The organism is Flexivirga aerilata, assembly GCF_013002715.1.
GTDB classification, from domain to species: domain Bacteria; phylum Actinomycetota; class Actinomycetes; order Actinomycetales; family Dermatophilaceae; genus Flexivirga; species Flexivirga aerilata.
In genome coordinates this window covers 2,433,297-2,449,875 of the sequence record NZ_JABENB010000001.1, presented here as the reverse complement: position 1 = coordinate 2,449,875, position 16,579 = coordinate 2,433,297, and the positions used below count along the sequence as shown (strand labels likewise).

Genomic DNA, 16,579 nt, shown 5'->3' with positions numbered 1-16,579 from the left:
GTCCGGCCCAGCGCGCCTATCTTAGTCCTTTGTAAGGGCACCTAACAAAGGACACAACGCATGACCTCGACAACTTCGCAGCCCGCCCTGCCGCACTGGGAGGAACCGCCCGCCGACCTGGCCGGTGCCGTCCGCCACGTCAAGCATGCCCTCCGCCGCCGGATCGAGGCTTCGGGGCGCACGCCGGAGGAGGTGTTCGAGGTCATCGAGCGCACCGTCGCGGCCCGGATCGCCGAGCTGCGCGAAGTCCAGGCACGTGGCGAAAGCCCTTGGCCGGTCCTCGAGTTCGACCAGATCGCGGACGGCAAGGACCTCGACGCACTCCGTGACCTCGTGCGCCGGCGCGGGTGCGCCGTCATACGCGGTCACTTCCCGCGCGAGCAGGCACTCGCCTGGGACGCCCAGATCGTCGACTACGTCGAGCGCAACGAGTTCTTCGAGCACTACCGCGGCCCGGGCGACGACTTCTTCGACAGCGTCGACTCCGCGCCGGAGATCTATCCCGTCTACTGGTCATACCCGCAGATGGAGGCCCGCCAGAGCGACCGGATGGCCACCGTGCAGGGCTTCCTCAACAGCGTCTGGAAGCACGACTCCGAGGGGCGCACGTGGTTCGACCCCGACCGCGACAGCCTTTACCCCGACCGCATTCGCCGCCGGCCGCCGGGCGCCGACTCGGCCGGGCTCGGCACCCACCTCGACCCCGGCACTCTCGACCTCTGGATGACGCAGAGCTATCAGCAGGCCTTCCGGCACCTCTTCGACGGCGACGTCGAACTCTACGACCCGTGGGACGCCGCCCACCGCACCGACGGCGCGCAATATCCCGGCAGCACCATGTGCTCGGCGTTCCGCACCTTCCAGGGCTGGACCGCGCTCTCCGACATGGCTCACGACCAGGGCGTGCTGCACACCGTCCCGATCCCCGAGGCGATGGCCTACCTCATGCTGCGCCCGCTGCTCGACGACGTGCCGAGCGACGAGATGTGCGGCGTCGGCATCGGCCGCGCCTTCCCGGTCAACTGGAAGTGGCACCCGTTGCTGATGGAGGCCACCTGCGGCCTGCCGGACATCCAGGCGGGCGACTCCGTGTGGTGGCACTGCGACCTGGTACACGGCGTGGATTCGGTTGTGGATCAACAAGGTTGGGGCAACGTGATGTATATCCCGGCGGCTCCCTGGTGCCCGAAGAACGAGCGCTATGCCGTGTCGGTGCGCGAGGCGTTCCGCAGCGGCGACAGCCCCGCCGACTTCCCGGCCGAGCACTACGAGCGCGACTGGGCGGGTCGCTTCACCGAGGCCGAACTCAACCGGACCGGTCGCCGCGGGATGGGCCTGGAGTAGCGGCTTCGCGCAGGACGTCGCGCACCGTCGTGTCGATGACCCGCGGCGTCCACTCCGCGCGCTCCGCCGGCGTCGCCTGCTCCAGAGCCCGCTCCATGGCGCGCATCCGCGCCAGCTTGGCGATCAGCAGCGCGTCCGGCAGCACGGCCTGCAGCCGGCTGCTCGGCACCAGGTCCGCCCACACCGACAGGTAGGCCCGCACGAGGCGAGCGTCGCGCTCGGGGTCCGACGGCATGCCGAAGTGGTATGCCGGGCCGGCAAGCGCAATCAGCAGTGATCCCAACGGGTTTCCGACATACGCGTCACCCCAGTCGAAAAACCTGGAGTCGTGGATGGCACCGGCCGACCCGTCGGCGCAGAAGACGTTGCCGGCGTGCAGGTCGTTGTGGTCGATCGTCGGCGGCAGCCCGACGGACGACAGCCGCGCGGCGGCCTCCCGCAACGGTCGCTCGGTCTCGCGGTGGCCGGCTCCCCGCCCGGCCATCCACCACGACACCAGGTCGTCCGGCTCCCATCTGGGCACCCCGGCCGCCACGAGAGTGTCCGCGACGTCGACGGTCGCCCGCTGCATCCGCGCATAGCGCCGCAGCGCGCCCGACCAGAGTCCGACGATCGAGTCCGCGTCGGCCACCTCGCGCAACAGCGGACCCTGGTCGGCCATCAGCAGCCAGCCGCGGTCGTCGTCACCGGCCCAGATCTCCGGCACCCGGTCCGGCGCAACCGCTGCCAGTGACCGGTAGATCGCCGGCTCCGGCGAGGTGCTGAGCGAGGACGCCTTGAACCACATGCGGCGGCCGTCGGTGGTGTCGACGACCAGTTGGGTCGACCAGGGCCGCACCCGCGGCTGTCGTGGCGTCACCGGCACGCGGGCCACGCCGCGCCGCTCGAGAGACTCGTCGATCCACCGGGTCGCCTCACGGCGCCACGGATCCGACTGCCACAGCTGCGAAGCGGGCTGCTCGCCGGCAGTCACTCTGCGGTGGTGAGGCGGGCGATGAGCTCGGTGCCGACGACGTCGGGGGTGAGACCGACCGCCTCCAGCACCTGCCCGCGCGACGCATGGTCCGGGAAGACCTTCGGCACGCCGAACGTGTGCAGCCGGGCGGCGACGCGGGCCTCCTGCAGCGCGTGGCTCACCGCGGCGCCGATGCCGGACGTCACCAGGTTGTCCTCGATGACCACCACGTGGCGCACGGTGCCGGCCAGGCGGACCAGGTCGGGCGACACCGGGAGGACCCAGCGTGGGTCGACAACCATGGCCGAATGACCTTGTGCTTCAAGCTTTTCGGCGACCTGCAGCGCCGTCGGGCACATTGCGCCGACCCCGACCACGAGCACCTCAGGAGCCTCGGCGTCGTGCAGCACGTCGAGGGTGCCGTCGGTGCGCATCGCCTCGATCGGGTCGGCCACGTCACCCTTGGGGAAGCGCACCACCGTCGGCGCGTCGTCCACGTCGACCGCCTCGCGCAGCAGCGCCTTGACCTGCTCGCCGTCGCGGGGCGCGGCGAGGCGCAGCCCCGGCACGATCGAGCAGATCGACATGTCCCACATGCCGTTGTGCGACGGGCCGTCCGAGCCGGTGATGCCGGCCCGGTCGAGCACGAACGTGACGCCGGCCTTGTGCAGGGCGGCGTCCATCAACATCTGGTCGAACGCGCGGTTGAGGAACGTCGCGTAGATCGCGACGACCGGGTGCATCCCGGCATACGCCAGGCCCGACGCCATCGTCACCGCGTGCTGCTCGGCGATGCCGACGTCGATCACGCGCTCGGGGTAGGCGGCGGCGAAGCCGTCGAGGCCGACCGGGATCATCATCGCGGCGGTGATCGCCACCAGGTCCGGTCGTTCGGCACCCAGGCGGACCAGCTCGTCGTTGAACTCGTCGGTCCAGATGCGGCCGGAAACCTCGAAGGGCAAACCGGTTTCGGGGTTGATCTTGCCGATGCCGTGCATGTGGTCGGCCGTGTCGTCGAGTGCCGGCTGATAGCCCCGGCCCTTCTGCGTGATCACGTGCACGATGCACGGCCCGCCATAGGCACGCGCCCGGCGCAGGGCCTGCTCCAGGGCCGGCTCGTCGTGCCCGTCGACCGGACCGAGATACTTGATGCCGAGGTCCTCGAACATCCCCTGCTGCGGGGCGACGATGTCCTTGATGCCCTTCTTGACGCCGTGCATCGTGTCGTAGACGAGCTCACCGACGACCGGGGTGCCCTGCAGCGCGTGCTTGCCCCAGTCGAGCATGCGCTCGTAGCTGCGGGTGGTGCGCAGCGCCGCGAGGTGGTCGGCGAGGCCGCCGATCGTCGGCGCGTAACTGCGCTCGTTGTCGTTGACCACGATGACCAGGGGCAGGTCCCGCTCGACCGCGATGTTGTTGAGCGCCTCCCACGCCATACCGCCGGTCAGTGCGCCGTCCCCGATCACCGCGACCGTATGACGCTGCCGCTCCCCCGCGATCACGCGCCCCTTGGCGATGCCCTCCGCCCAGGACAGCGACGACGACGCGTGCGAACTCTCCACGACGTCGTGCTCGGACTCGGCCCGCGACGGATAACCCGACAGGCCGCCCTGCTTCTTCAGTTTGGAGAAGTCGTGCCGTCCGGTGAGCAGCTTGTGCACGTAGGACTGGTGGCCGGTGTCGAAGACGATGCTCTCGCGCGGGGAGTCGAAGACGCGGTGCAGAGCGATGGTCAGCTCGACAACACCCAGGTTGGGTCCGAGGTGGCCGCCGGTGCGGGACACCGAGTCGACGAGGAACTCACGGATCTCGCCCGCCAGGTCGTCCAGCCGGTCGGTCGGCAGCCGTTGCAGATCACGGGGCGACGAAATCGTGTCGAGCAGTCCCACTGGTCTTCCTGGCCCTTTCGGTCGCGAACTTGCGGCGTCGGTCGAGTCTACGCGGCCGGGCGGACCGCTTCGGTGAAGACGCACGGCGGCCGCCCGGGGTTGCCCATCGTTCCCCAGCCCGTTCCCCCTGGCCTGCCCACGTCCTACCCGCTGCTAGATTGGCGAAACCAACCAGAAAAGACAGGGGAGCGCCTCGGCGCTGAGAGTGCGGTTCGCCGCAGACCCTCGAACCTGCCCCGGTTAGCACCGGCGAAGGGAGTCATCCATGGCCACTGTCAGCACGCCCGAAACCGGCCGGTCCGGCCTGCGGTCGCTGTTCGCCTACCGCACCATCGACATCGTCACGGTCGTCACGCTGGGCGTCGCCATCGGCGTCGCGTTCTGGGGCTGGGGCAAGGCGTTCGCCGGCCTCAGCACCCTCTCGGCGTTCGGTTTCCCGCCGTCCGCCGGCCTGCTGTCCGGCCCCTGGCTGCTCGGCGGTGTCGTCGGCGGCCTCGTCGTACGCCGCCCCGGAGCAGCCCTCGTCACCGAGCTGATCGGCGCCAACGTCGAATACCTGCTGACCAGCCAGTGGGGCGGCGGTGTGATGGTGTCCGGCTTCCTGCAGGGCATCGGCGCCGAACTCGTCTTCCTCGCCTTCGCCTACCGGCGCTTCGGCCCCGCGGTCGCCGCGGCGGCGGGCACGCTCGCGGCGGTCTTCGAGGTCGTGCTCTACGAGTGGCACTCCTACTACGACTACTGGACGTTCAACTACAAGCTGGCCTACCTCGGCTTCTTCGCGCTCTCCGGCGCGGTCGTCGCGGGCATCGGCGGCTGGCTGCTGGTGCGCGCGCTCGCCTCGACCGGAGCGCTCGACGCGTTCGGTCCGGGCCGGGAGTTCCACGACCGTCGTTCGGTATGACGGGAGCCGCGTCACCGATCGCGCGTCTGCAAGGGTTCGGCTGGCGGCCGCTCGGCCGCAAACAGCAGGTGATCACCGGTCTCGACCTGACGGTGGCGCCGGGCGAGCGCGTGCTGCTCGCGGGCGGCAGCGGCGCCGGCAAGTCGACCGTGCTGCGCGCCCTCACCGGAGCGCTCGGCAGCACGGTCGCCGGTGACCCGTCGGGCCTGGTCGAGGTGGACGGCCGGGCGGGTCTGCTGCTGCAGAACCCGGCCGACTCACTGGTCGCCGCGACCATCGGCCGCGAGGTCGCCTTCGGCCCGGAGAACCTCTCGCTCCCCCGCGACCAGATCTGGTCGCGGGTGCACGAGTGCCTCGACGCGGTCGGGCTGCGTTACCCGACCGGCCGGTCGACGGCCGCCCTCTCCGGTGGTGAGCTGCAGCGGCTCGCGCTGGCCGGGGTGCTCGCCGTGCGTCCCGGCCTGCTGCTGCTCGACGAACCGACCAGCATGCTCGACGACGAGACCGCGGCCACCGTGCGGGAAGCCATCGTGCGAGCCGCCGCATCCACCGGCGCCGCAATGCTCGTCGTCGAGCATCGCATCGGGCCGTGGCTGCCGCACGTCGACCGCGTCGTCGTGCTCGAGCGCGGCGCAGTGATCGCGGACACCACTCCCGGCGCATTCGCCCGCACCGAGCACGACCGCATGCTGCGTGCCGGTGTGTGGATGCCGGGGGCCGCGGCGCCGGCCCCGCTCGCCGTGCCGGGCGACCTCGTCACGCCCGACTCCCCCGGCGTCGACGTCGACGCCGAGTCGATCAGCGTCGACCTCGAGCTGCGCACCTTGCGCGGGGCCGTCCGCACCCGCGCGCTCGACCACGTCACCGCGCGGGCCGCCGCGGGGTACCTCACCGCGCTCACCGGCCCCTCGGGCGCCGGCAAGTCGACGCTCCTCGCCGCGCTCGCCGGACTGCAACCACTCACCGGCGGCAGCATCGCCGGACCCACCCCGCCGCTGCAGCGACGACGCTCTCCCCAGCTGGCGGCGGCCGCCGGCTGGGCCCCGCAAAACCCGGAGCACGGCTTTCTCGCGCGCACCGTCCGCGACGAAATCTCGCTCACCGCAGGCAAACTCGGGCGACGCGTCGACGTCGACGCACTGCTGGACCTCGTCGGGCTCGCAGACCTCGGCGGCGCAAACCCCTATCAGCTCTCCGGCGGCGAGCAGCGCCGCGTCGCCCTCATCGCCGCGCTCGCCCACCGGCCGGCCGCGATGTTCCTCGACGAGCCCACCGTCGGGCAGGATCGGCAGACCTGGGCCGCGGTCGCCGGCTGGTGCACCGCCGCGGCGGCGGCCGGGGCGACGGTCGCGGTCGCCACCCACGACACCGATCTGATCGCGCTCTCCGACGCCGAGGTCGCGCTCGCCCGCAAGCAGGTGGCCTAGCGTGAAACGTCTTCTGCCGCAGGTCAATCCGCTCGTGTTGTTCGTGTTGGGCGTGCTGCCCGTCTTCGGGTCCCTCCTCGTCCGGACGACGCCGCAGGCGCTGGTCGTGCTTGCGTCATACGCGGTGCTGGCGGGGGTGTTCGTGCCGTGGACCAAGGGGGTGTTCTGGCGGCTGGGCTTCGTCGCCTTCGCCGCGCTGTCGGTGCTCTGGTCGACCTGGCTGCTCGGCGGCAATCAGGCGGCGAACGCCGGCATCGCGGCACTGCGGGTGCTCGTGCTCGCCGTGCCCGGCGCACTGCTCACGCCGTGGATCGACCCGACCAGCCTCGGCGACCAACTCGCCCAAAGGGTAAAGCTGTCAGGCAGATTCGTCGCGGCGACAACGGCTGCGCTCACCCGCTTCACGTCTCTCGGCCAGGTCTGGGACCAGCTCGACCGCACGCGTCGAGCGCGCGGCACCGGCCCCGGCCGCAACCCGCTGGCGCGGATCCCGTGGGCCGCCGGCATGACCTTCGCGCTGCTCGTCGCGGCGCTGCGCGGCGGCACGCAACTGTCGCTGGCGATGGACGCCCGCGGCTTCGGCTCTGCAACCCACCGCACCTGGGCGGAGCCGGCTCCGTGGCGCCGGGTGGACACCGTCGCCGCGATCGTCGGCGTCGCAGTGACGGTGGCGTTGCCGCTCGCGCTGGCGGTCAGCTGATCACCAGTTGGCCTCCTGGGGAGCGCGCGGCAGCCGCACACTCGCCGGGTGGTTGATGTATGCCGTGCCCCCGCTGCGCGGGATCCAGACGTTCTCGAACTGCGCCCGCTTGTAGGTCACCCGCACTTGCGCGTCGTCCGGCTTCAGGTGCGACGCCGGGTCGTTCATCACCGGGTCGCCGGCCGCGGTGAAACCGACGAGCACCATCAGGTGCCCGGCCGTCGAGTAGCCGGCACCGTCGAGCTCGCTCTTGTCGAAGGACACTGCGGTGATGACCGGAATGCCGGCCGCGATGAACGCCTCGGCCTCGGCGAGGCTGCGCAGCCGGGTGACGAACGCGTCCAGCCCATAGCTGCCGGTGTAGGCGGTGTTGAACGGCCAGTTGCCGCACCCGTCATACGTGTAGTCGAAGGTGTCGCGCGCCGCGTAGTCGACCTGGGCGTCGACCGGCGGCTGCACCCACGACAGGTCGGCCTTGCTCGGCCCGAGACCCCACGAGGCCAGCACCATCGACGACGACGTCGGCGAACACCACGCCTCGCCGCCGCCCGACCACTGCGGGTAGTGACCGGCGTGCACCTCCTGGGAGTAGGTCGGCACGTTCAGGATCCGCTCGCGGCCGAGGGTGAAGGTGCTGACCGGGACGGTCGTGTCGTCGGGCAGCGCCGAGGCCATCGCGCCGAGCGATCGCACGGTCGGCGTCGCGCTGGTGCCGTGCAGGCGCATCAGCTGCACCCGCAGTTGGAAGTCGGTCATGCTGTGGTTGTTGAGCAGGTGCAGGGTGTCGGTCCACACGGTGGCGTAGGCGGTCCCCTGCCCGTCGACCGACGTCCGGCGGATCGCACCGCCCTGGTCGGGGTCGTTGCGGCACCAGCGGCCGAGCACGAACCAGCCGGTCTGGGTGCCGTCCTCGGCGCGGCCCCGCACGTCGATCTGCACCCACGTGCCCTTCGGGGTGTCGGCGTTCCACGACGCGATCAGCTCGGTGAGCGCAAACCCGCTGCGCTGCACCGGCGACACCCAGCTGGCCACGTCATACGTGCGTGACGGCGATCCGGCCGGGATCGGGTCGGCATAGTGCACCGTCCCGGTCGGGGTGCCGATCCGCAGACCCGCTGCCGTGACGGCCACACCCTGGCGGGTGCCCGACGCCCACGAGCCGATGCCCTCGAAGCGATGGAACCGGATGTGGCGCGGCGCCCCTGCCGCCACCCGCGTGCGACGGGCCGGCTTTGGGCGCGTCTCGGCACGCGCCGCAGAGGCGCCCCACAACAAGGCTCCCCCGGCCGCGACGCTGCCGCCCAGGACCTGGCGTCGGCTCAGCGCGATGCTACGACACACATCCTGCAGGGAACGCTCGGACATTGCTCGACTCCTCGTTCGGTGGTCTGTTCATCCTCAGCCTTGCGGAAATGACAGCCGACCTGGGTCAAAGCGTGGCAAAGATTTCCAGAACGCTACTTCTGGAATGGCGTCTTGTAGCTCAGCGCCTCCTTCGAGACGTACGCCTGCGGCTGCACGAGGTCGAGGCCGCCCGGCACCCGCGCCGGCTTCATCAGGAACTGCGCCCGGGTCGAGGGCTGGCCCGGGTGGGTGAAGTCCAGCGACGCGGTGAGGTTGCGGGTGTCGACCGACACCTTCTGCACGGCCTTCAGCACACCGGCGCGCGTGAGGTCGCCGTCCGAGCACGCCTGCAGCAGGATCTGGCCCCACACCAGCCCGAAGACGTAACCCTGGATCGGGCCGAACGTCGGCTCGCCCTTCGGGTTGTCCTTGGTCCACTGGGACCGGATCGAGGCCGCCTGCGGCACCGTGCTGTTCCACGGCACCATCAGGGCGTCGGTGAGGAATTGCCCCGACAACAAAGCAGATCCGGCCGGAGTGTCGAGCAACTGCGGCGTGTAGGTCGGGCCGCTGCCGTAGAACGGCACGGTCAGCCCCTGCGCCTTGGCGACACCGACCGCCGACGCCGTCTGCGCCGGCGTGGTGGTCAGCAGCACCGCCTTCGCGCCGGCGCCCTTCAGCTTGGTGACCGCCGAGGTGAGGTCGCTCGCGGTCGAACTCACCGGCGCCTGCACGACATTCATCGAGTGCTTGCTGGCGTAGTACTTCGAGCCGAGCAGGCCGTTCTTGCCGTATTCGGAGTCGACGTAGATGTGCCCGATCGTGTCGCCGTTCTTGATCTTGCCCTGCGACTGCAGATAGCTCAGCCCGTTGATCATCTCGACGTCGTACGTCGGGCCGACCATCACCACGTTGGGCACGTCGAGGTTGGTCGACGCCCACGACGACGGGATGGCCGCGATCTTGTCGTTGACCATCGGCTTCTTCAGCGCCGCGAGGATCGGCGAACCGATCAGCTGGACCAGCCCGAGGGCCTGCCCCTTCAGCTGGTTGTAGAGCGGGACGGCCTTCTCCGCACTGTAGCCGGTGTCGGCCGGCACGATCTTGATCTTGCGACCGCAGATGCCGCCCGACTTGTTCACGTCCGCGGCCCACATCTGGTTGCCCTGGGTGATGCCGAGGCCGAGCACCTTGAAGACGCCGGACTCGTCGGTCATCGCGCCGAGCGTGATCGTGTCGGAGGTGACGCCGACGTCGGTCTTGATGCCGCGCGCGCCGCCTCCTCCGCCGCCGATGCCGCCGGCCTCCGGGTCCTTCACGCTGCAGCCGCTGAGCGCGAGCCCGATCGCGCAGGTGGTGACCAGTCCGGTGGTGGTCAGTCGATTCAGCCGCATATTCGCAGTCCTTTCCTGGAGGTATGACGGGGCGAGTTCATCGGCGCACCAATCGGATTGCCCGATCCCACAGCCCGGCGAGGCCGCGCGGCTGGAAGATCACGATGAGCACGATGAGGGCGCCGTAGATGAGGTTGGTGATGACGACCGGCGTGAACGCGGTGCCGCCGGCGCTCACGGTGTCCTCGGACCGGATGAGCGGGATCGCGAGTGGCAGGCCGAAGACGAGCGCGGCGCCCATCACCGATCCGCCGAGCGAACCGAGTCCGCCGATCACGCACATCGCGAGGAAGGAGATGGCGACCGTGGTGCTGTAGGTGCCGTGGTCGACCGCCTCGTCCGGCTTCATCAGCCCGGAGTACCACCAGACGGTCATCACTCCCGCCAGCCCTGCGTATGCCGAGGAGATCGCGAACGCCATCGCCTTCTGCCGCACGACCGAGACACCCATCACCGCGGCCATCGCCTCGTTGTCGCGCACCGCACGCCAGCCGCGGCCGACGCGCCCGTTCATCGCGCCGCGGCCGAGCGCGTAGGCGATCGCGGTGAGCGCGGCGAACAGCCAGAAGGTGCGCTCGGTCTGGCCCATCGGCACGTTCAGCACGTAGAGCGACGGTGTCTGCACCCCGAAGTCGAAGCCGAAGAAATTCAGCGACGGCGCGTAGCGGCCACTCGAGGCGCTGCCGGCCAGCGACGGCAGCTGATTGGCCAGCCAGAAGCCGAGGAAGACCAGGCTGAGTGAGGCCACCCCGAGGTAGATGCCCCGCAATCGCCCGGAGATCGGCGCGAACAATGCCCCCGCGGCGGCGCTCACCAGCACCGCGAGCAACGCCGAGAGCAGGGTGGGCAGACCGAATCCGATGTATTCACTGGTGCCCTTGCTGGCGAACACCGCGTAGGCGACACCGCCGACCAGCAGGAAGAAGGTGTGCGCGAGCGACAGCTGGCCGGCCTGCCCGATCAGCATCGTCAGGCCCATGGCGCCGACCGCTCCGGTCATGATCCACATGAGCACGACCAGCCACTCGTTCTTCACGTATGCCGGGAGCAGCCACACCACGATGCCCGCGGCGACGATCAACGCGTATTTGACTGCGGTCCGGACGGTTTCGTGATCGCGACGCGCGGTCACGACCGGTGCTTCGACTGCCTCAGACACGAGCTTGTTCCACCCTTCCGAAGAGTCCGGCCGGACGCACGACGAGGACGAGCAGCATCACCAGGTAGACGGCGACGCTGGCGAAGTTGAGGTCGACATACTGCGACGCGATCGAGTCGGTGAGCCCGACGAGCAGGCCGCCGACCACGGCGCCCTCGGCCGAGGTCAGGCCGCCGAGCACCGCCGCGGGGAAGGCGGCGAACGCGACGGTGTGTGAGGCCAACAGACCGGATCCGCCGCCGATGTCGTTGGTGGCGAGGAAGATCACGGCGATCCCGGCGAGGCCACCGCCGACCAGCCAGGCACTCGCGGTGACCCGCCAGCTGCGGATGCCCATGAGTGCCGACGCCTCGCGGTTCTCCGCCTGGGCGCGCATCGCCAGCCCCCAGTTGGTGTAGCGGAAGGCGAGGAAGAACAGCCCGATCAGCACCAGGGCCACGATCAGCGCGACGACATAGGTGCGCGAGACGGTCGCCCCGAAGAGGTGCATCGGCTTGGAGTCATAGGGGTCGCCGAGGAAGGGGGCCGCGGCCGTGCCGAGACGCCGGGTGATCTCGGTGAGGATGACGATGTCGACACCGATCGTCAGGATCGCCAGGCTGTCGGGCGTCGCGTTCTTGGCGCGGGCCAGCAACAGCCGCTCGATCAGCAGACCGAGCAGAGCCGCGGCGACGACCCCGATCACCACCGATGGGAACCACGGCAGGTGCTCCTTCGCGCGGAAGATGATGTAACCGCCGAAGAGCGCCAGCGAGCCGTGGGCGAAGTTCACCGTCTCGGTCGCCTTATAGATGATCACGAAACCCAGTGCCAGCAAAGCAAATACGGCACCTTCGCCGAGTCCGTTGACGATCGCCTGCACGAACGTCGTCATGGCCGCCCCTCCTTCTCGCCGGGGTTGTCTGCGGTGGTCCCGAGATAGGCCCGCACGACCTCGGGGTCACGCTGCACCTGCTCGGGTGGCCCGTCGGCGATGTGCTTGCCGAAGTCGAGCACGGTGACCCGGTCGGCGAGGCCCATCACCAGGCCCATGTCGTGCTCGACCAACAGGATCGAGATGCCGAGGCCGTGCCGGATCTGCTGGATCAGCTCGGCGAGCTCCGCGGTCTCGGCGGAGTTCATGCCGGCCGCCGGCTCGTCGAGCAGCAGCACCGTCGGCTCGACGGCCAGTGCCCGCGCGATGTCGACCCGCTTCTGGTCGCCGTAGGGCAGCGAACCGGCGCGCTGGTGCAACCGGGAGCCGATGCCGAGGAAGTCGCAGATCTCCGCCGCCCGGTCCTGGTGCCGCCGCTCGGCGCGCATCGTCCACGGCGCCCGCAGCCCGTAGGACAGGAACCCGCCGCGGGTGAGGCTGTATCGGCCGAGCATCACGTTGTCCAGCACGCTGGACTCCCCCACCAGCGCAATGTTCTGGAAGGCGCGGCCGATGCCGAGCCTCGCCACCTGGTGAGCCGACTTGCCCGTCAGCTCGGTGTCGCCCAGCCGCACCCGGCCGGAGCGCACCGGGTAGACGCCGGTGATCGCGTTGAAGCACGACGACTTGCCCGCGCCGTTCGGCCCGATGAGCGCGTGGATGGTCCGCGGCTGCACCGTGAACGACACCTCGTCCAGTGCGGTGATGCCGCCGAAACCGACTGTCACGCCGTCGATCTCGAGGGGCTGGACGTTGCGCTCGGGCAGGTTGTCGACCGTTTCCGCGGCGCTCATGCTTCCCACACTCCCAGCGTTCGACGCACCCGATGCCGCTCCTGCGGTGCGGCGTCGTCGGCCTCCAGCTGACCGCCGAGGTAAAGGCGCTGCACGTCCTCGGACGCGGCGAGTTCGGCGGCGTCGCCGGCCAGGGCGAGTTCACCGACCTCGAGCACCACCGCACGGTGGGCGAGTTGCAGTGCCATCGCGGCGTTCTGCTCGACGAGGAGCACCGCCGTACCCCGGCCGTTGATCTCGGCGATGACCTCGCCGATGCGCTCGATCATCTGCGGCGCGAGCCCGAGTGACGGCTCGTCCAGGAGCAGCAGGCGGGGCTCGGCCATCATCGCCCGGCCGATCGCGAGCATCTGTTGCTCGCCACCGGACAGCAGTCCGGCGGTCTGGTCGAGTCGCTGGCCGAGCACCGGGAAGAGTTCGAGCACCGCGGCCCGGGCAGCGGCGCGCTTGCCGGGCTCGGTGGCCAGGCCGCCGGCTCGCAGGTTCTCCTCGACGCTCATCCGGCCGAAGACCTGCCGCCCCTCGGGCACCTGCATCACCTTGCGGTGCACGATCGCGGCCGGGTCCAGTCGGTCGATGCGCTGACCGTCCAGCTCGATGTGGCCGCTGGTCAACTGGCCGCCGTGCAGACCGAGGGTGCCCGAGATCGCTCGCAGCAGAGTCGATTTCCCGGCTCCGTTGCTGCCGAGGACTGCGACGATCGACTCGTCGGGCAGGTCGAAGGACACCCCGCGCAGCGCCGAGACCGAACGGCCATAGCGCGCGCTGAGATCGGAGATCGCGAGCACGTTGCTCCTCGCCGGGGATCGTGCGGGGCTGACGACACCGCACTGACGGATGGGACGGGGTCGCGGAGTTGCGTGTGACCCCCGCCACAGACATCCTCGCTGGCGGTTACTGTGACTGATTACCGGCCAGTGTTGGCGAGCACACGTGCGGCTGTGACTGATTCGTTACATAGCCGCCCCGGAAAACGAAGCGGCGCCGCGGTGATCAAGCCACCGCGGCGCCGAATCTTGGCCTGTGTCAGGCTCGTTCGTCAGTTGACCAGCGAGCGCAAGACATACTGCAGAATGCCGTCGTTGCGGTAGTAGTCGGCCTCACCGGGTGTGTCGATGCGCACCACGGCGTCGAACTCGACCTTCGCACCGTCGGCCTTCGTCGCGGTCACGTGGACCGTCTCCGGCACGTCGCCGCCCTCGTTGAGCGCGGTGATGCCGGTGATGTCGAAGGTCTCCGTGCCGTCCAGCCCGAGCGACTCGACGTTCTGCCCCTGCGGGAACTGCAGCGGCAGCACGCCCATGCCGATCAGGTTGGAGCGGTGGATGCGCTCGAACGACTCGACGATCACGGCCTTCACACCGAGCAGCCGGGTGCCCTTGGCGGCCCAGTCGCGCGAGCTGCCCGAGCCGTACTCCTTGCCGCCGAGCACGACCAGCGGCGTGCCCGCCTTGGCGTAGTTCTCGGCCGCGTCGAAGATCGTCGACTGCTCGCCGTCCTGCGTGAAGTCACGGGTGAAGCCGCCCTCCACGCCGTCCAGCAGCTGGTTGCGCAGCCGGATGTTGGCGAAAGTGCCGCGGACCATGACCTCGTGGTTGCCACGGCGCGAGCCGTAGGAGTTGAAGTCCTTGCGCTCGACGCCGTGCTCGGACAGGTACTTGCCGGCCGGGCTGTCGGCCTTGATCGAACCCGCCGGGCTGATGTGGTCGGTGGTCACCGAGTCGCCGAGCTTGGCAAGCACCCGCGCGCCCGTGATGTCCTCGACCGGCGAGGGCTGCTTCGCCATACCGTCGAAGTAGGGGGGCTTGCGCACGTAGGTCGACTCGCCGTCCCACTCGAAGGTGTCGCCCTCGGGCGTCGGCAGCGACTGCCAGCGCTCGTCGCCGGCGAAGACGTCGGCGTAGTCCTTGATGAACATGTCGCGGTCGATCGACGACGCGATCGTCGACTCCACCTCGTCCGGCGTCGGCCAGATGTCCTTGAGGAAGACGTCGTTGCCCTGCTGGTCGGTGCCGAGGGCGTCGGTGTCGAAGTCGAAGTTCATCGTGCCCGCGAGCGCGTAGGCGATGACCAGCGGCGGCGAGGCCAGGTAGTTCATCTTCACGTCGGGGTTGATGCGGCCCTCGAAGTTGCGGTTGCCGGACAGCACCGAGACGACCGTGAGGTCGTTCTCCTGGACGGCCTGGCTGATCTCCTCGTTGAGCGGGCCGGAGTTGCCGATGCAGGTGGTGCAGCCGTAGCCGACCAGGTAGAAGCCGAGCTTCTCCAGGTAGGGCCACATGCCGGCCTTCTCGTAGTAGCCGGTGACGACCTGCGAGCCGGGCGCCATCGAGGTCTTCACCCACGGCGCGACGGTCAGGCCCTTCTCGACGGCGTTCTTGGCGAGCAGCGCCGCGGCCATCATCACCGACGGGTTGGAGGTGTTGGTGCAGCTGGTGATCGAGGCGATCACGACCGCGCCGTCCTTGAGGCCGTATGCCGGGCCCTCGGCCGGCGTGACCTCGGCCTCGCGGAAGTCACCCTCGACGCCGTAGTTCTTCACGTCCAGGCCGAACTTCTGCTTGGCGTCGGCGAGCACGATGCGGTCCTGCGGGCGCTTCGGGCCGGCGATCGACGGCACGACCGTGGACAGGTCGAGCTCGAGCTTCTCGGAGAAGCGCGGCTCGACGCTCGGGTCGTGCCAGAGGCCCTGCTCCTTGGCGTAGGCCTCGACGAGCGCGACGTGCTCCTCGGTGCGGCCCGTGAGGCGCAGGTAGTCGAGGGTGACGTCGTCGATCGGGAAGATCGCGCAGGTGGAGCCGAACTCCGGGCTCATGTTGCCGATCGTCGCGCGGTTGGCGAGCGGCACCGAGGCGACGCCGTCACCGTAGAACTCGACGAACTTGCCGACCACACCGTGCTCGCGCAGCATCTGGGTGATCGTGAGCACGACGTCGGTTGCCGTTGCGCCCGAGGGGATCTCGCCGGTCAGCTTGAAGCCGACGACGCGCGGGATGAGCATCGACACCGGCTGGCCGAGCATCGCGGCCTCGGCCTCGATGCCGCCGACGCCCCAGCCGAGCACGCCGAGGCCGTTGACCATCGTGGTGTGGCTGTCGGTGCCGACGCAGGAGTCGGGGTAGGCGACGCCGTCACGGGTCATCACCGAGCGGGCGAGGTGCTCGATGTTGACCTGGTGCACGATGCCGGTGCCCGGGGGCACCACCTTGAAGTCGTCGAACGCGGTCTGGCCCCAGCGCAGGAACTGGTAGCGCTCCTTGTTGCGGCCGTACTCGATCTCGACGTTCTTCTCGAAGGCGTCCGGGCGGCCGAAGACATCGATGATCACCGAGTGGTCGATGACCATCTCGGCGGGCGCGAGCGGGTTGATCTTCTTGGCGTCGCCGCCGAGGTCGGCGACCGCCTCCCGCATGGTGGCGAGGTCGACGACACAGGGCACACCGGTGAAGTCCTGCATGATCACGCGGGCCGGCGTGAACTGGATCTCGGTGCTCGGCTGGGCGGTCTCGTCCCACTGGCCGAGCGCGTTGATGTGCTCCTTGGTGATGTTGGCACCGTCCTCGGTGCGCAGCAGGCACTCCAGCAGCACCTTCAGGCTGAACGGCAGGGTCTTGCTGCCCTCGACCTTGTCGAGGCGATAGATCTCGTAGGACTCCCCACCCACGGTGAGGGTGTCCTGTGCTCCGAAACTATTGGTGCTGGGGCTCACGCCGACTCCTTCGTCAGTCTCTCTGCTTCACCAGGCATTTTATCTTGACG

13 protein-coding genes and 1 riboswitch are annotated in these 16,579 nt (G+C 69.6%); of the genes, 4 read left to right on the top strand and 9 right to left on the bottom strand.

From position 1 onward, the window contains the following. Positions 1 to 60 precede the first annotated feature (60 nt). A complete protein-coding gene (locus tag HJ588_RS11510) occupies positions 61 to 1,344 on the top strand; it encodes a DUF1479 domain-containing protein (protein WP_171155079.1) in 1,284 nt (427 codons plus the stop codon). Here the strand turns inward: HJ588_RS11510 and HJ588_RS11505 are convergent. Continuing rightward, a complete protein-coding gene (locus HJ588_RS11505; protein WP_212755430.1) occupies positions 1,307 to 2,317 on the bottom strand; it encodes a phosphotransferase in 1,011 nt (336 codons plus the stop codon). The genes HJ588_RS11510 and HJ588_RS11505 overlap by 38 nt on opposite strands. Continuing rightward, complete coding sequence (gene dxs, locus HJ588_RS11500; protein WP_171155077.1) at positions 2,314 to 4,188, bottom strand: 1-deoxy-D-xylulose-5-phosphate synthase; 1,875 nt, start codon at positions 4,186 to 4,188, stop codon at positions 2,314 to 2,316. The genes HJ588_RS11505 and dxs overlap by 4 nt, the downstream gene beginning before the upstream one ends. Positions 4,189 to 4,360: 172 nt before the next feature. After that, positions 4,361 to 4,463, top strand: a riboswitch (TPP riboswitch). Here dxs and HJ588_RS11495 point away from each other — a divergent pair. The 3 genes from HJ588_RS11495 to HJ588_RS11485 all read left to right on the top strand — a co-directional run bounded on the left by HJ588_RS11495 (position 4,454) and on the right by HJ588_RS11485 (position 7,216). Beyond that, positions 4,454 to 5,089, top strand: a complete 636-nt coding sequence (locus HJ588_RS11495; RefSeq protein ID WP_171155075.1) for an ECF transporter S component — start codon at positions 4,454 to 4,456, stop codon at positions 5,087 to 5,089. Its footprint overlaps the riboswitch before it by 10 nt. Beyond that, positions 5,086 to 6,516, top strand: coding sequence for an ABC transporter ATP-binding protein (locus HJ588_RS11490; RefSeq protein ID WP_171155072.1), 1,431 nt, complete (start codon positions 5,086 to 5,088; stop codon positions 6,514 to 6,516). Before HJ588_RS11495 ends, HJ588_RS11490 begins: the two co-directional genes overlap by 4 nt. 1 nt (position 6,517) lies before the next feature. Further along, entirely contained in the window at positions 6,518 to 7,216 is a 699-nt protein-coding gene (locus HJ588_RS11485; RefSeq protein ID WP_171155069.1) for an energy-coupling factor transporter transmembrane component T family protein, read from the top strand. Here HJ588_RS11485 and HJ588_RS11480 read toward each other — a convergent pair whose 3' ends face one another. The 7 genes from HJ588_RS11480 to acnA form a co-directional block, all read right to left on the bottom strand. Further along, the gene (locus tag HJ588_RS11480) at positions 7,217 to 8,581 is read right to left on the bottom strand and encodes a C39 family peptidase (RefSeq protein WP_171155067.1); all 1,365 of its coding nucleotides are present in this window, start codon (positions 8,579 to 8,581) and stop codon (positions 7,217 to 7,219) included. Between the two features lie 92 nt (positions 8,582 to 8,673). Then, positions 8,674 to 9,954, bottom strand: coding sequence for an ABC transporter substrate-binding protein (locus tag HJ588_RS11475; RefSeq protein WP_171155065.1), 1,281 nt, complete (start codon positions 9,952 to 9,954; stop codon positions 8,674 to 8,676). A 37-nt stretch (positions 9,955 to 9,991) separates the two neighbouring features. After that, a complete protein-coding gene (locus HJ588_RS11470) occupies positions 9,992 to 11,113 on the bottom strand; it encodes an ABC transporter permease subunit (RefSeq protein ID WP_171155062.1) in 1,122 nt (373 codons plus the stop codon). Further along, the gene (locus tag HJ588_RS11465) at positions 11,106 to 11,987 is read right to left on the bottom strand and encodes a branched-chain amino acid ABC transporter permease (protein WP_171155060.1); all 882 of its coding nucleotides are present in this window, start codon (positions 11,985 to 11,987) and stop codon (positions 11,106 to 11,108) included. Before HJ588_RS11465 ends, HJ588_RS11470 begins: the two co-directional genes overlap by 8 nt. Then, positions 11,984 to 12,820: an ABC transporter ATP-binding protein gene (locus tag HJ588_RS11460; RefSeq protein WP_171155058.1), complete on the bottom strand. Its 837-nt coding sequence runs from the start codon at positions 12,818 to 12,820 to the stop codon at positions 11,984 to 11,986. The genes HJ588_RS11465 and HJ588_RS11460 overlap by 4 nt, the downstream gene beginning before the upstream one ends. Beyond that, the gene (locus tag HJ588_RS11455; protein WP_171155056.1) at positions 12,817 to 13,608 is read right to left on the bottom strand and encodes an ATP-binding cassette domain-containing protein; all 792 of its coding nucleotides are present in this window, start codon (positions 13,606 to 13,608) and stop codon (positions 12,817 to 12,819) included. Before HJ588_RS11455 ends, HJ588_RS11460 begins: the two co-directional genes overlap by 4 nt. A 251-nt stretch (positions 13,609 to 13,859) precedes the next feature. Then, on the bottom strand, positions 13,860 to 16,529 hold the full coding sequence (acnA, locus tag HJ588_RS11450) for an aconitate hydratase AcnA (protein ID WP_171155054.1): 2,670 nt from the start codon (positions 16,527 to 16,529) through the stop codon (positions 13,860 to 13,862). Between the last annotated feature and the right edge of the window lie 50 nt (positions 16,530 to 16,579).

What these genes read in the sequence shown, in the direction of transcription:
- HJ588_RS11510 (WP_171155079.1), top strand. Translation starts at nt 61, where the DNA reads ATGACCTCGACAACTTCGCAGCCCGCCCTGCCGCACTGGGAGGAACCG.
- HJ588_RS11495 (WP_171155075.1), top strand. Translation starts at nt 4,454, where the DNA reads ATGGCCACTGTCAGCACGCCCGAAACCGGCCGGTCCGGCCTGCGGTCG.
- HJ588_RS11490 (WP_171155072.1), top strand. Translation starts at nt 5,086, where the DNA reads ATGACGGGAGCCGCGTCACCGATCGCGCGTCTGCAAGGGTTCGGCTGG.
- HJ588_RS11480 (WP_171155067.1), bottom strand. Translation starts at nt 8,581, where the DNA reads ATGTCCGAGCGTTCCCTGCAGGATGTGTGTCGTAGCATCGCGCTGAGC.
- HJ588_RS11475 (WP_171155065.1), bottom strand. Translation starts at nt 9,954, where the DNA reads ATGCGGCTGAATCGACTGACCACCACCGGACTGGTCACCACCTGCGCG.
- HJ588_RS11465 (WP_171155060.1), bottom strand. Translation starts at nt 11,987, where the DNA reads ATGACGACGTTCGTGCAGGCGATCGTCAACGGACTCGGCGAAGGTGCC.
- HJ588_RS11460 (WP_171155058.1), bottom strand. Translation starts at nt 12,820, where the DNA reads ATGAGCGCCGCGGAAACGGTCGACAACCTGCCCGAGCGCAACGTCCAG.